This is a genomic window from Marinomonas sp. UCMA 3892, assembly GCF_012726345.1.
GTDB lineage: Bacteria > Pseudomonadota > Gammaproteobacteria > Pseudomonadales > Marinomonadaceae > Marinomonas.
The window spans coordinates 265456-279594 of record NZ_PTXN01000007.1 but is presented as its reverse complement, the minus strand read 5'-3'; the positions used below and the strand labels follow the sequence as shown (position 1 = coordinate 279594).

General features: G+C 41.7%; 14 protein-coding genes and 1 rRNA gene. 4 read left to right on the top strand and 11 right to left on the bottom strand.

Annotation, left to right across the window (positions count from 1 at the left end; all coding sequences use genetic code 11):
- The 7 genes from B6N13_RS12030 to B6N13_RS12000 all read right to left on the bottom strand — a co-directional run.
- A 16S ribosomal RNA gene (locus B6N13_RS12030) occupies positions 1 to 218 on the bottom strand; the annotation flags it as partial.
- Positions 219 to 554: 336 nt separating this feature from the next.
- Positions 555 to 1160, bottom strand: a complete 606-nt coding sequence (locus B6N13_RS12025; RefSeq protein WP_248280313.1) for a protein-methionine-sulfoxide reductase heme-binding subunit MsrQ — start codon at positions 1158 to 1160, stop codon at positions 555 to 557.
- A 1-nt stretch (position 1161) separates the two neighbouring features.
- A complete protein-coding gene (gene msrP, locus B6N13_RS12020) occupies positions 1162 to 2154 on the bottom strand; it encodes a protein-methionine-sulfoxide reductase catalytic subunit MsrP (RefSeq protein WP_169459470.1) in 993 nt (330 codons plus the stop codon).
- A gap of 126 nt (positions 2155 to 2280) precedes the next feature.
- Positions 2281 to 3051 (bottom strand): CDP-diacylglycerol--serine O-phosphatidyltransferase, encoded by a 771-nt coding sequence (gene pssA / locus B6N13_RS12015; RefSeq protein WP_012069043.1) that lies wholly within the window; start codon positions 3049 to 3051, stop codon positions 2281 to 2283.
- Between the two features lie 29 nt (positions 3052 to 3080).
- A complete protein-coding gene (hemL, locus tag B6N13_RS12010; RefSeq protein ID WP_169459469.1) occupies positions 3081 to 4364 on the bottom strand; it encodes a glutamate-1-semialdehyde 2,1-aminomutase in 1284 nt (427 codons plus the stop codon).
- A gap of 122 nt (positions 4365 to 4486) precedes the next feature.
- Positions 4487 to 6103 (bottom strand): chloride channel protein, encoded by a 1617-nt coding sequence (locus B6N13_RS12005; RefSeq protein ID WP_248280312.1) that lies wholly within the window; start codon positions 6101 to 6103, stop codon positions 4487 to 4489.
- 172 nt (positions 6104 to 6275) lie between these two features.
- Positions 6276 to 6704, bottom strand: a complete 429-nt coding sequence (locus B6N13_RS12000; protein ID WP_012069040.1) for an Lrp/AsnC family transcriptional regulator — start codon at positions 6702 to 6704, stop codon at positions 6276 to 6278.
- Positions 6705 to 6861: 157 nt separating this feature from the next.
- Here B6N13_RS12000 and yjeH point away from each other — a divergent pair, with 157 nt between their 5' ends.
- Both yjeH and luxS read left to right on the top strand, forming a co-directional pair.
- Complete coding sequence (yjeH, locus tag B6N13_RS11995; RefSeq protein ID WP_012069039.1) at positions 6862 to 8139, top strand: L-methionine/branched-chain amino acid transporter; 1278 nt, start codon at positions 6862 to 6864, stop codon at positions 8137 to 8139.
- A 64-nt stretch (positions 8140 to 8203) separates the two neighbouring features.
- Entirely contained in the window at positions 8204 to 8716 is a 513-nt protein-coding gene (luxS, locus tag B6N13_RS11990; protein ID WP_012069038.1) for an S-ribosylhomocysteine lyase, read from the top strand.
- An 89-nt stretch (positions 8717 to 8805) separates the two neighbouring features.
- On the opposite strand, the gene B6N13_RS11985 is transcribed toward luxS, so the two are convergent.
- Complete coding sequence (locus B6N13_RS11985) at positions 8806 to 9441, bottom strand: LysE family transporter (RefSeq protein WP_169459468.1); 636 nt, start codon at positions 9439 to 9441, stop codon at positions 8806 to 8808.
- Positions 9442 to 9753: 312 nt separating this feature from the next.
- Here B6N13_RS11985 and B6N13_RS11980 point away from each other — a divergent pair, with 312 nt between their 5' ends.
- Entirely contained in the window at positions 9754 to 10635 is an 882-nt protein-coding gene (locus B6N13_RS11980) for a DMT family transporter (RefSeq protein WP_169459467.1), read from the top strand.
- Here the strand turns inward: B6N13_RS11980 and B6N13_RS11975 are convergent.
- From B6N13_RS11975 to B6N13_RS11965, 3 genes are all read right to left on the bottom strand, one after another.
- Complete coding sequence (locus tag B6N13_RS11975) at positions 10632 to 11093, bottom strand: Lrp/AsnC family transcriptional regulator (RefSeq protein WP_012069035.1); 462 nt, start codon at positions 11091 to 11093, stop codon at positions 10632 to 10634. The two genes, B6N13_RS11980 and B6N13_RS11975, sit on opposite strands and share 4 nt — an antisense overlap.
- Positions 11094 to 11184: 91 nt before the next feature.
- A complete protein-coding gene (gene ilvN / locus B6N13_RS11970; RefSeq protein WP_012069034.1) occupies positions 11185 to 11676 on the bottom strand; it encodes an acetolactate synthase small subunit in 492 nt (163 codons plus the stop codon).
- A gap of 1 nt (position 11677) precedes the next feature.
- Entirely contained in the window at positions 11678 to 13390 is a 1713-nt protein-coding gene (locus tag B6N13_RS11965; RefSeq protein WP_012069033.1) for an acetolactate synthase 3 large subunit, read from the bottom strand.
- A gap of 438 nt (positions 13391 to 13828) precedes the next feature.
- On the opposite strand from B6N13_RS11965, the gene B6N13_RS11960 reads away from it, so the two are divergent.
- Positions 13829 to 14089 carry a hypothetical protein gene (locus B6N13_RS11960; RefSeq protein ID WP_012069032.1) on the top strand — a complete coding sequence of 87 codons (261 nt, stop codon included), beginning with the start codon at positions 13829 to 13831 and terminating at the stop codon, positions 14087 to 14089.
- Positions 14090 to 14139 lie beyond the last annotated feature (50 nt).

Below are 14139 nucleotides of genomic sequence, written 5' to 3'. Positions count from 1 at the left end.
CGGAAGGCTCCGAAAAGTCCCCTCCTTTCCCCCTTAGGGCGTATGCGGTATTAGCATGCGTTTCCACATGTTGTCCCCCTCTACTAGGTAGATTCCTACGCGTTACTCACCCGTCCGCCGCTCGTCAGCAGGAGCAAGCTCCCCTGTTACCGCTCGACTTGCATGTGTTAAGCCTGCCGCCAGCGTTCAATCTGAGCCATGATCAAACTCTTCAGTTAAAAAGTTTGCTTACTCAAAATCTATTACACTAACAATAACTTAATCATTCCATCGCCCCGAAGAACAACAAAACAACATAAAGCGAATTGACGTGTTAGACGTTTCGCAAGACTTCAATTTTTTTGATCATCTCGAATCAGTTAAAAACTAATCCGGACAACCTTCTGAAGCCTCCAGCGAGCGCCCACACAAATTATCTGATTATCTATTTTAAAGAGCGTCTGATGCATCGTTCAACGTCTTAGCTTAGTAAGTGGCAAACTCTTGTTTGCGTCGTTGTCCGTGTCAGTGGAGGCGTATAATACAGCCTAGAAGTTTTAGCGCAAGCTCTTTTTTCATTTTTTATTAAAAAGTTTTTTATAGGTTGGTAGCGTAGGGATTTTCACTATTAATAAGGGAACTAAAAAAACGGAAAAATAAACAGCTAATGAGATGTCATCTTTAACTTGCCACCATAGATGGGCAATAACACCAATAGCTGCAAGGTACATCAAGCGATGCAAAGGCTTCCACTTTTTCCCCAAAGCACACATCATTCTTTTTGTGCTAGTAATAGCTAAAACAGCCATAATAGACAGAGCTGCCACACCAACATAAATATATGGCTTTTCAACCAAATCTGAACTTATCCAAGTCCAGCTTAATCCGGCAAATAAAACCAAGTAGATAACAAAGTGGAGCAAGCCATAAAAAAAGGTGGTTAAACCGATAAAGCGACGATAACGATTTATCACTTTCAGTGGTTTAATTTTCCCTACTAATGTCATAGACATAACAGCAACAACAAAAACAGAAGCCCATATACCACTTAATCTCATTAATAACTTGCCTGGGTCTGGAAAATATTGCCCCATTAATAGAGAAAAAAACATCCATAAAAAAGGCAGACAAAACAGTATCAAGATATAGGGTTTTTCTTTGCGATCCCAATAAATCTTCAAGCTAATAGTTCCTTTTCAAGTCCATGCCTTTATAGAGACTTGCCACTTCTTCCTCATAGCCATTGAACATTTTAGTTTCAATAACATTAGGAAACAGCACACCACCTGGCAACCGTCTTTCTTGTTTCTGAGACCATCGCGGGTGATCTACATTTGGATTCACATTTGCATAAAACCCATATTCACTTGGCGCCAACATGCTCCAAGTGGTTTCTGGCATAGTCTCAACAAAACGAATTTTGACAATAGACTTGATGCTTTTAAAACCATACTTCCAAGGTAATACTAAGCGCACTGGGGCACCATTTTGATTTGGCAAAATACTCCCGTACATGCCAACAGCTAAAAACGCTAGCGGATTCATTGCCTCATCAATACGCAAACCTTCTCGATAGGGCCAATCTAAACCACCACCACGTTGACCCGACATTTGTTTAGGGTCATACAAAGTTTCAAAGTAAACATATTTAGCTTTAGAGTTAGGTTCAAATTTCTTTAGTACAGTTGCCAGCGAAATCCCCACCCAAGGAATCACCATAGACCATGCTTCAACACAACGAAGGCGATATATACGCTCTTCTAACATGGACTCCTTGATAATATCATCCAGATCAAAAATACCCGTTTTTCCAGCTTCACCTTCTACTGTAATAGTCCAAGGTGATGTTTTAAACTCTGAAGCTCGTTCCTTCGGATCGCTTTTACCATAGCCAAACTCATAAAAATTATTGTAAGAAGAAGCGACATCGAAGGGGGAAATTTTTTCTTCTTTACCAAAAGAGGTTTCAGCAATATTTGCAAATGAAGATTTGAGAGAGGAAGAAGGAGATAAAGGGTTACCATCTTGAAGCGCCGCCGTGACATTACCAATACTCCCTATACCAAGCGCAACCCCTCCAGTGACTTTCATAAACTGACGACGATTAAGGTATACGGACTGATCGGTCACTTCGAGCTCAGAACAATCCGACTGTTTCTTATTTTTAATTAACATAGCTTTCCCCATAGAACATGTCATTCATATAGTTGACAGCAAACCTGTTTGAACGTTCAAACAAAAAGAGCCTACTGACTTAGACAACAGTAGGCTCTTATTTATTACAAAGGATCTTAGAAAAATTTAGCGCAATTTCTCAAAAAAGATACCTAGCACACCCCATAAACCGTAAAGACAAAAAACACTCATCAACACCAATGCGGGTTCTAAGGCAACTAACACCAAAACCAATACGGCAATTAAAAGCACAACAAAAGGCACTCGCCCTTTTAAATTAAGATCTTTAAAACTGCGATATTTCACATTACTAACCATTAGTAAACCGGTAATAGGTACAAGCAAAGCCATAATCGTTGCCATACTTTCACCAGTAACCCCTTTATCATTGGCCGCCCATATAACACCAGCCACAAGAGCTGCGGCAGCAGGACTTGGCAATCCGGTAAAGTAACGTTTCTCCTCTACACCAAGCATAGTGTTAAACCTAGCCAAACGAAGGGCCGCGCCGACCGCATAGATAAAAGCGGCAATCCAGCCAATTTTGCCTAGTGGCGCCAAAGACCAAGTAAATACCACTAACGCTGGAGCAATACCAAAAGAAACCATATCCGCAAGCGAGTCATACTCTGCACCAAATGCGCTTTGAGTATGAGTTAAGCGAGCAACACGCCCATCGAGACCATCAAATATCATCGAAATGAATATCGCGACAGCAGCATGAGTAAAATTTTCATTCATTGCCGCAATAATCGAGTAAAACCCCGAAAAAAGCGCGGCTGTTGTAAACAAGTTGGGTAATAGATACACCCCCTTGTGCGGCTGCTTTTTCTCATCGCCGACATCTACGTCTTCAATTTCATCAACCGGTGATTTTTTCACATCGTCAATAGACATGTTATCAACCTTCCTATTTCACAAGTTATTTATACTAGCTTAGCAAAAGAACGCTTAGCAGCTTCTATTGTATAATCAATATCTTCTTCTGTATGAGCTTGTGAGATAAATCCCGCTTCAAACGCAGCAGGAGCAAAATACACTCCCTCTTCTAGCATGTAGTGGAAGAAAGCTTTAAATTTACTTAAATCACACTTTTGAACATCCGCAAAAGTCGCAACAACTTCTGCTTCAGTAAAGAAGAAACCAAACATTCCTCCAACACTTACTACACAAAAAGGCACCCCAGCATTATCAGCCGCTTGCTTCAATCCAGACACAAGACGATCCGCTTTAGTTCCCAAGGTCTGATGAAAGCCTTCTTCACTGATTTTATTCAAAACAGCCAAACCTGCCACCATAGCAACTGGATTACCTGATAAGGTACCAGCTTGGTAAACAGGGCCTAATGGAGAAATATGCTCCATGATTTCACGTTTTCCCCCAAAAGCACCAACAGGCATGCCAGCACCAATAACTTTACCTAACGTTGTCAAATCAGGAACAATACCAAAGTGAGCTTGAGCTCCGCCTAATGCAACACGAAACCCAGTCATAACTTCGTCAAAGATCAATACTGCACCAGATTCATCACACACTTTGCGTAAGGTTTCAAGAAACCCTTCAACCGGCAAAATGCAGTTCATGTTGCCAGCTACAGGTTCGACAATGATACAAGCAATTTGATCCCCAATTTCAGAAAAACAGCGTTTGACTTCTTCAATATCGTTGTATTGCAGAGTAATGGTATGTTGCGCTAAATCCGCTGGAACACCTGGAGAATTTGGTACACCAAGCGTTAATGCACCTGAGCCTGCTTTTACTAGCAAAGAATCAGAGTGGCCATGGTAACAACCTTCAAACTTGACGATTTTATCTCGTCCAGTATAACCACGAGCTAAACGAATCGCACTCATAGTGGCTTCAGTACCCGAGTTCACCATGCGTACCATATCCATAGAAGGAACAAGCTCACATACTTTTTCCGCCATAGTGATTTCGACTTCTGTTGGCGCACCAAAACTCAGTCCAAAATCTAATTGCTGCCTAACTGCATCCAACACATCCGGGTGAGAGTGACCTAAAATCATCGGCCCCCAAGAGCCCACATAATCTATATAACGTTTTTTATCTTCATCATAAACATAAGCTCCTTCTCCACGTTGGAAAAAAATAGGCGTACCGCCCACACCATTAAAAGCTCGCACTGGAGAATTAACGCCTCCAGGAATTCGGTGTTGGGCACGTGCGTATAGATCTTCTGAACGACTCATATTTACTCAAACTCCATAACGGATAATTTACAAAAGCAAGTAATCTTCAACACATGAAGCATTACTGGCCAAAAAACGTCAATAAAGAACTAGCCACTGCTTACACACTAAAAAAAGAGCCACTAGTCACTTTTTAATAAAAATTGATCGAGACGATGTCTAGAAACCAAGCTAAAAGAAGTATTAGAGACAGCCACCAGCACTTCGGGCAAACCGGTCTTTTGAAACCAGTCCAACATAGCCTCTAATGAGGACGGTTCGCTTATCACAGGAACAAGTGTCGAATCTAACGCCAAAGACAAGTCCATATTCAATCTATCCCCCTCTTCAACAAGCCATAACTGAGGGCCTTTATCTAAGCTTGCTAATGCATCCAATACAGCCATTCTACGAACCAAACGCCGCTCGTTTTCAATCTCGAAAACAATATAGTCTACCATACTTGACGCTAAATCTTTCACCCTCTCAATTGACACCACTCTAGGAAGAAATAAAACCATCTCAGCAACAGGCTTCACCGTATGGTGTCTCAGATAGCGCTGAAAGGGACTAATAGTCGAAGACATTCCCATAAAACTCAATCTTTCGACAAACACAGACTCCTGATGAAAAAATACACGCATTAACAAACAGGAAAAGACAATGACAAACAAAGCAGGAACAATCGCCTCAGACGAATGAGTCATCTCTATAATAGCCACCAATGCCGTCAAAGGAGCTTGAAAACTGGCAGCCATCATAGCAGCCATACCCAATAAGGCGAATAAAGCAACATCCGCTACGCTATTATCAAACACCAAAGCAACCTGAACACCCGCCAATCCACCAATAATAAAAGTCGGCCCTATCATGCCACCCGGAATCCCCAGGCCAATGGTAAAAGCAGTTAATACAGTCTTAATCAGAATCAATAAAAACAAAGAATATAAAATCAAATCACCGGATAACAAACGAGAGAGAGAAAGATAACCACTGCCTAACGCTTCTGGCAAATAAACAGCCGCCAAAGATGTGGCTACTGCTACCAAGAAAAAGCGCCACCAAACAGACACACCACTGAATCGCCAAAGATTCTTTTGCGTATGAAGAAATAAAGCTGACAGAAATACAATGAAAATAACTAGAACAAAACAAGCAACAAATAAATCTGTAGAAAGCAGCACGGAAGAAACTCTTTCAACACTAAAAATATCCAGAGGCCCGATGACATAGTGGCTTACCAAGGTAGCAATGACAGAAGATAACAAGACTGGCAATACATAACGCTGACGATATTCCAGAAAAATCACTTCAAATGCGAATAAAACACCTGCTAAAGGAGTTTGAAATACCGCAGCAATGGCCCCAGCAACACCACAAGCTAATAGAGTTTCGACACCGTATTGAGGCAATTTTGCTTTTTCTGCTAAATAGCCGCCAAGCGTCGCCCCAAGGTGCACAGCAGGACCTTCTTTACCAATCGAAAGCCCACCAGCCAAACCTATTGCTGCTGAAAAAAACTGCACAACACCATTCCATACTGGTAAATTACCATTATGGTAATTAAGGCGTTCAACAACATAAGGCACACCTACTTTATGCAGTCGGTTCGGCAGCAAGGTAAAAAGCAACGCTAAAATAATGCAAGCAGCTAAAGAAAGTCCAACACGCCACTCAACAGGCAAGGACTCAAAAGAATCAAAATCAGCACCAATAAAGTATCGAGCAGGTAAGTAAATCACGGCATAAAAAAATGCCATCAAAAGACCGCTTAGCAAGCCACACAAGGCACCAAGTAGAGCTAAAACCACCAGATCATCATAAGATTTTGCCTTACTAGACCACCTTTCCCTTAAGTTTAACCTTTTCAGAAGACTCTCCATTTTGGGATACGTTCATCCAATCAATACCGTATTTACCGATGAGTTCGACTTACCAACGATCTAGGCGCTTAGCGAGGCACATATGTGTCACCACTTTATGCAAATTAGGCCACGTCTCCATTTTCTCACGTATTTCATTCATTCTATCCATTGATGACGCTTGCACTAATAGTAGCAGATCAAGATCACCACTAATGGAATGAGCCAATTTAACTTCTGGAATACTACCAATTAAAGGTAGTACTTGCTCACAGGATAAAGGTCGAAATGTCAGAGCGATATACGCACTAACCCCCTCCTCTTTTGAAACGGAAGTATGGGCATGATAACCAGTAATCGTTCGGTTATCTTCCATGCGACGAATGCGCTCGGTCACCGCAGAACGAGATAAATTGACCTTCCGACTAATATCTGAAACAGAAAGCCGAGCATCGTCTACCAGTAAAGCTAATATTTTTTGATCATAATGATCAGCCACCCAAACCCCCTTTTATTATTAGTCGTTCAACTTGACGGTCATTCCGGCAAAATGCGCCTTAATGGGGTCAACTTGTATAGAGTATTGCTAATATAAGTATTTTATCCTTAGCGACAACAAATAGCAGCTACAGAATTTAACTAGTACAGGCAAACAAATGACCCAATACCAAAAAACTCTTGGCCCTCTACAAGGCATAGCAATGACGGTGACTACCTTTATTGGTACTGGCCTGATGATATTACCAGCCATGTCTGTTGCTCAGGCAGGATCTTTTGCTTTTTATGCTTGGTTAATTACCGCCACAATGATTATCCCAATTGCATTTATTTTTGCGTTACTTGGCTCCAAGTACCCTTCCGCCGGCGGGGCATCACATTACATTGGACGAGCGTTCGGGTCGCGTTATGAAAAAGCCGTTGGCTGGTTGTTTTTAAGTATTTTATTGGTTGGTCCTGCTGTTGCTATAAAAGTCGCAGCGGCGTATTTGACCATTATTTTTAAAACATCTGATGAATGGATTCTTGCCTTTAGTCTATTAACCCTTGCTGGCATGCTTTTCTTTGCCATCGTAGGCATGCAAACCTCAGCTAGGTTTCAAACAGGTATTGTCATCGTCATGATCGGTGTTATTTTATGGCTTTGCTTCATTGGTGATATCTTGGACAGTCGCCAAGTCATTGAAGCTCCCATAACCGCCGTTGAGTGGCAACAAACACTATACGCCACAGGCGTTATATTCTGGTGTTTCTTAGGTATTGAAGTTATGGCCCACATGGGCGCTGAGTTCAAAAATCCCACTAGGGATTTCCCAATAGCATTACTAGGTGGCATCACCATCGTTATTCTTGCTTACCTAAGTTTAGTACTGCTCATTGCTTGGCATCACACTTACGGCGACGAAGTTACCAACAGCCAATCCTTAGCACTTTTGGTTAGTAAACTAATGGGAGAAACCAGCAGCAGATTCTTTGCTGCTGGGGCTTATATCATTGCCTTTGCCAATGTGGCCATTTACATCTTAGGCTTCTCCCGTATGGTGCAATCTATGGCACAACAAGGGGCATTACCCAAGACCTTCATAGCACTTAATAAAAATGGCGCACCTGAAAAAGCAGTATTACTGGTTGGTTTAATCACTCTATTTTCGATTGTGTTTTCTGAAATCTCTGGTTGGAAAATGTCATGGTTTATCGAAATGACAAACGGCAGTTTTTTGCTTATTTACACATTAACCTGTGTTGCTGCTTTCAAACTGGTCAATCGTGCTGCCCAACTATTGGCCATCGTTGCCTTAATAAGCTGTAGCTTAATGGTGTTTTTCATTGGTCAAAGCATGCTGTTTGCTATTATCGCTTTCTGCTTAGCTCTCAGTTATGAATATTTACGATCACCAAAAAGTCCGATCAAAGGTTCAAAACTTCATGTACAATAATGGCAATCGATATCACCATTTATAAAGCAACGATGATTCCGTTGAGTTCAGTAGGAGAGTTTTTATGCCATTATTAGACAGTTTTCGTGTCGACCACACTCGTATGGATGCACCGGCAGTACGTGTAGCTAAATCCATGTCCACACCTAAAGGTGATGACATCACAGTTTTTGATCTACGCTTCTGCGTGCCAAATGAAGAGATCCTTTCTGAGAAAGGAATTCACACACTAGAACATTTGTTTGCTGGTTTCATGCGTGACCATCTAAACAGTAACAACGTCGAAATTATCGATATTTCGCCAATGGGCTGTCGTACTGGTTTTTACATGAGTTTGATCGGCACACCTTCAGAAGAAACTGTTGCTGCTTCTTGGAAAGCTGCAATGGAAGACGTATTGAAAGTAAAAGCCAAATCTGACATTCCAGAGTTGAACGAATACCAATGCGGCACTTACGAAATGCATTCCCTAGAAGAAGCGCAAGAAATCGCGAAAATGATTCTAGACCGTGATGTAAAAGTAAACAGTAACGAAGAGTTGTACCTAAGCGAAGAGTTCTTAAAAGAACACAGCTAAAAAGTTATTTAAGCTAAAACACAAAATGTAAAAAATAAAAAAAGGTGACCTAGCGTCACCTTTTTTATTTAAATTAAACTACAAACTTTTTAAGAACGTGTTGCCGTTGCTAAAAAAGCACTCGCCAAAACGAACACACTGCCCATTCCGCGGTTAAGGTTTTTCATACCTTTAGGGCTGCGAATCAAACGGCGAATCTGCTTTCCACTCATCGCGTAAATATAAGCCGCAATAAACTCCGTACAGCAAAAGGTTAATCCCATCCAGAAAAACTGCATAGGAACAGGCTGACTAAGATCCAATAACTGCGGAAAAATAGCAGTAAAAAGTAATACAGCTTTAGGATTGCCGATCGCTACTAAAAACTCTTGGCGCATTCTCGCAAGGTGTCCACGTTTCGCCTTGATTCCCACTTCGCTTTCATGCTCCTCAAGCACCATAGCAGCACTGCGCCAGGTTTTGATGCCAACATAAAACAAATAAGCGACACCGAACCATTTGATAACACTAAACCAAAAGCTAGAAGAAACAATAATAGCCCCTAAACCTAGCGCGGAAATTAACATCAAGATGCTAAAAGCTAGATTTCGACCAACCACAGCAATAACAGCTTTAGTCGCGCCAACCTGAATACCATTGTGCATAGAAGTAAAATTATTTGGGCCAGGCCCTAAAGACAGCAACATTAACAACGGCGCAGTTGCTAACCAAACACTAAATGTCATAGCAATAAATTCTCTTAAGGTTGAGCTAAAAATGATCTAAATTAACAGTGAAAGTTCACCCTGAAATTTGGCGCAACTGTACAGCCAAATAATTCGTCTGTCAGCCTATTTTTTAACCTTTTAGATGATAAAAAAGTGAATATATTAAGATGCTTGAAAATCAATTAGTTGCCCTAGGTATTGCAAAAGTAAAACCTTAAATTTACTTTTTTATCCAAAGCCAAGCACTTGAATAACTTTTTATTTCACCTGTGGAAACTGACCTTCACTCAGTAAAATAGTCACTTCGTTATTAATGACCTGAGGTTAGCTATGTCTATTGCACATATTTTTTTATGGGCCACCGCCGCCATTTGGGGCTTTGCCTTTGTTGCCCAAAGTGTTGGCATGGAAAGCCTTGGGCCACACAGCTTTAATGCTATGCGTTTTCTATTAGCAACCTTATCACTCTTACCTTTATTGTTTATTTTTAAACCAAAGCAATCTCAAAGTAATCGAAAACTTTGGTTAGGGGGACTCGCTGCAGGAAGCTGCTTGTTCTTGGGTTTTACATGCCAACAAATTGGTTTGCAATACACTACAGCTGGTAACGCAGGTTTCATCACTAGCATGTACATTGTGTTCGTACCGATACTGGGACTTATGCTCGGCCATAAAACTGAAATACACACCTGGATTGGAGTTGGTCTCGCGTTAGTTGGTCTTTACAGCCTGACTGTTGGACCAAGCCTATCCATCAACAAAGGCGATGCAATAGAATTACTAGGTACTCTTTTTTGGACAGGACATGTGTTGCTGATAGGTTACTTATCTCGATATGTATCCGCTTTGCCCCTTTCTATCGTTCAGTTCTTCATTGCAACAATATTAGCGTCTATCACCGCTTCCATATTAGAAACACCAACGCTTGAAGGCATTAAAATGGCTTGGTGGCCGTTGGTCTACGCTGGTGTCGCCTCATCAGGTATCGCTTTCACACTGCAAACTCTAGGACAAAAAAATGTTTCGCCTAGTATCAGCGCTCTTATTCTCTCATCTGAAGCGGTATTTGCCGTATTAGGTGGCTGGATATTTATGGAGGAAATCCTTTCAACTCGTGCTTTGGTTGGTTGTGGCTTTATTATGACAGGGATGATTATTAGCCAATGGCCACGCCAAGCAAAGACAACTATAAAGCTTGCCCAACAACCCTAATGGATATCAGCTTCAGCTCCTTTTTCAATATTCACCGGCATTTCTCGTGAAACTGGGGTTGAAAGCACCATCATGGTATTAGTGTCACTCAAATCAATTAAACGCTCTAACAATTCATCCAATAAAGACATAGAACGTACCGCAACCCTAAGCACAAAAGCATAAGGTCCTGTCACATTATGACAAGAGATAACTTCATCCAAGCTAAGTACTAATGCTTTAAATTCCCGCTCTTTGGTTCGGTAAACCTGACACTCAACTAAGGCTGTTATAGGTATTCCTACTTTCTCTAGGTTAATTTTTGCACCGTAGCCAGTAATCACACCAGACTCTTCTAACTTTCGAACTCGCTCTGCGACCGCAGGTGCAGTCAGATGAACCATTTTACCCAATTCTGCGTAGGTCAAACGGCCATTCTGCTCTAGCAACTTGAGTAGTTTCCAATTCGTTTTATCCATTTACCCCTCACTTAATACCCATCATTTACGCATAAAAAAAGCCGCGTGCAAGCGCGACTTTTTTGGTGACCACTACAAAAATACTAGACGATTACAAAGACAGTGTCTTTTCACCGCGAGCTATACCAGATACACCAGTTCTAACCACTTCAAGCAAATGAGCACCGCCCAACGCTTGTAGAAATCCATCTAGTTTATCTGACTCGCCAACGATTTGAATCGTATAAATAGACGGTGTCATATCAACAATGTTGCCACGGAAGATATCAACTGTACGTTTCACTTCAGCGCGCTGCGCACCGGTAGCACGAACCTTAACCAGCATCAATTCACGTTCAATGTGCTGACCTTCAGTCAAGTCCACCAGCTTCACCACATCAATCAACTTATTAAGTTGTTTGGTGATCTGCTCTACAACCTGATCTGAACCAAATGTCGTCAATGTAAGACGAGACAAGGTTGGATCATCTGTTGCCGCTACGTTCAATGATTCGATGTTAAAGTTACGCTGTGAGAACAAACCAACTACTCGCGACAAAGCACCCGGCTCGTTTTCCATCAATACAGAAATAATATGTCGCATATTAGGTACGCTCCGTCTTGCTCAAGAACATATCTCGCATAGAGCCGCGAGGCACTTGCATCGGATATACATGCTCTTCTGGATCCACGTAACAGTTAATGAAGACCAACTGATCTGTCATTGCAAACGCTTCTTCCATCTTGGCATCGAGTTCATCTTTAGTTCGGATTTCAACATACTTGTGACGATAAGCGTCCATCAGTATTTTGAAATCAGGCAATGAATCCATATAGGAGTTTGAGTAACGACCCTCATAGTTCATATCTTGCCACTGGCGAACCATGCCCAAATAACCATTGTTCAAACACAAAATCTTAACCGGCAAACCATATTGCAAGCAGGTGGAAAGCTCTTGAATATTCATCTGAATACTGCCTTCACCCGTTACACAAACTACAGTTTCTTTAGGGAAATTCATCTTCACGCCCATTGCAGCAGGAAGACCAAAACCCATCGTGCCTAAACCACCAGAGTTAACCCAACGATTTGGTTTGTCAAATTTATAATACTGAGCAGCAAACATTTGATGTTGACCTACATCAGACGCCACAAATGCATCACCTTTCGTGGCACGCCAGCACGCTTCAATCGCTGCTTGAGGTTTAATTTTTTCGCTACTAGTGTCATAACGACCGCCATGCACCAAACGCCACTCATTGATTTGCTTCCACCAACCAACAAGCGCCTCAGTGTTTGAACTTTGACCTTCAACCAAAGACAGCATCTCTTCCAAAACCTGACTAACAGGACCAACAATTGGCACATCTGAACGGATGGTTTTAGAAATAGCAGCGGGATCAATATCAATATGGATAATTTTTGCACCTGGGCAAAACTTATCAGGGTCATTCGTCACGCGGTCATCAAAACGGGCGCCAACAGCTAAAATGACATCGCTGTGATGCATAGTCATGTTCGCTTCGTATGCACCGTGCATACCCAACATACCAACGAATTGCTTATCTGTTCCTGGGTATCCACCCAAGCCCATCAAAGTATTAGTCACTGGCACGTTTAAAGACTTAGCCAGTTTCACCAGCAACTCAGAAGCACCGCCCATAATAACGCCACCACCAGCATAGATGATTGGACGCTTAGCGGCTAACAGCAGATCGACTGCTTTTTTAATCTGACCACTGTGACCTTTGGTTGGCGGAGTATAAGAACGAATAGAAACAGATTCTGGATATTTGTATTCGTACTTATCACCTGGCATGGTCATATCTTTTGGCACATCAATCACAACTGGGCCAGGACGACCCGTACTAGCAATGTGATATGCCTTTTTCATGATCATAGGAATTTCAGAAGGATGCTTAACCGTAAAGCTATGCTTCACGATTGGACGTGATACGCCAATCATATCGGTTTCTTGGAACGCATCTTCGCCGATCAGGTAGCTCATAACCTGACCACAAATAATGACCATGGGAATAGAGTCCATATAAGCCGTCGCAATACCTGTAACCGTATTGGTTGCACCTGGGCCCGACGTTACGAGAACCGTACCAGCTTTGCCCGTAGCGCGTGCATAGCCATCAGCCATATGCGTTGCAGCTTGTTCATGCCTAACCAGAATATGCTTTACATCAGATTGACGATGCAAGGCATCGTAAATATGAAGTGCGGCTCCACCTGGATAACCATAGATATATTCAACTCCCTCATCTTTGAGGAAGCGGGCGATCATTTCACCACCGGATAATAACTCCACCTTGTTACCCTCTATAGTATTTATCTGTCTTTTAATTTTAGTGCAGCTATTGTAACCGCATAAGACAAGCAGATTAAAGTTGATAGAACGAAGTTTGCTAAACTAACTGAGGTAACTTTTAAAAATAAGGAACATTTATCTAAAAGTAAGAAACACTCAAACGCAAGAAATCGCAGTTTTTACACTGCCCGCGTCTTTTCGCGAGGAGAAGTATAGGACAACAATATTGCGTCATTCTACACTTGTGCTTATCAGAACGAATCTGACTGAGATGAGCTAGTGGCCCATAAAAAGGAGTCATCGACAGGGTGTTGTCGAATTATATAGCGTTTCATTTTGTCTTTGCGCCTCAGATTTGTCAACACAAAGTGTATAAAAACTTGCTCTAACCTACGCTTCATGGTGTCATAGCGACATAAATTGATTAGGAGTTTTATCATGGCTAATGAGCTTAACCAACAACGAGTTATTGATGAATTTTTGCGCTGTTTTCGTAAGATGCTTATGGATCCAGAACTCGCTGGGGAATTAGTCCGTATCGCTAAAGAAAATATTAACCAACCAAATGCTTACCAGCGCATTGCTGAAGAAGTATCAAATCAAACAACCATTAAAATCCAAGAAGAACATACGGAAGCCGACCGTAAATTCATCAAACTATTGATGGATGTAGTTAAAGGTGACTCTCAGCTTTATTAATTTCTTGTTCTTCACGCTAGGCTGCTTTTAGCCTAGCGTCTAATGTTTTG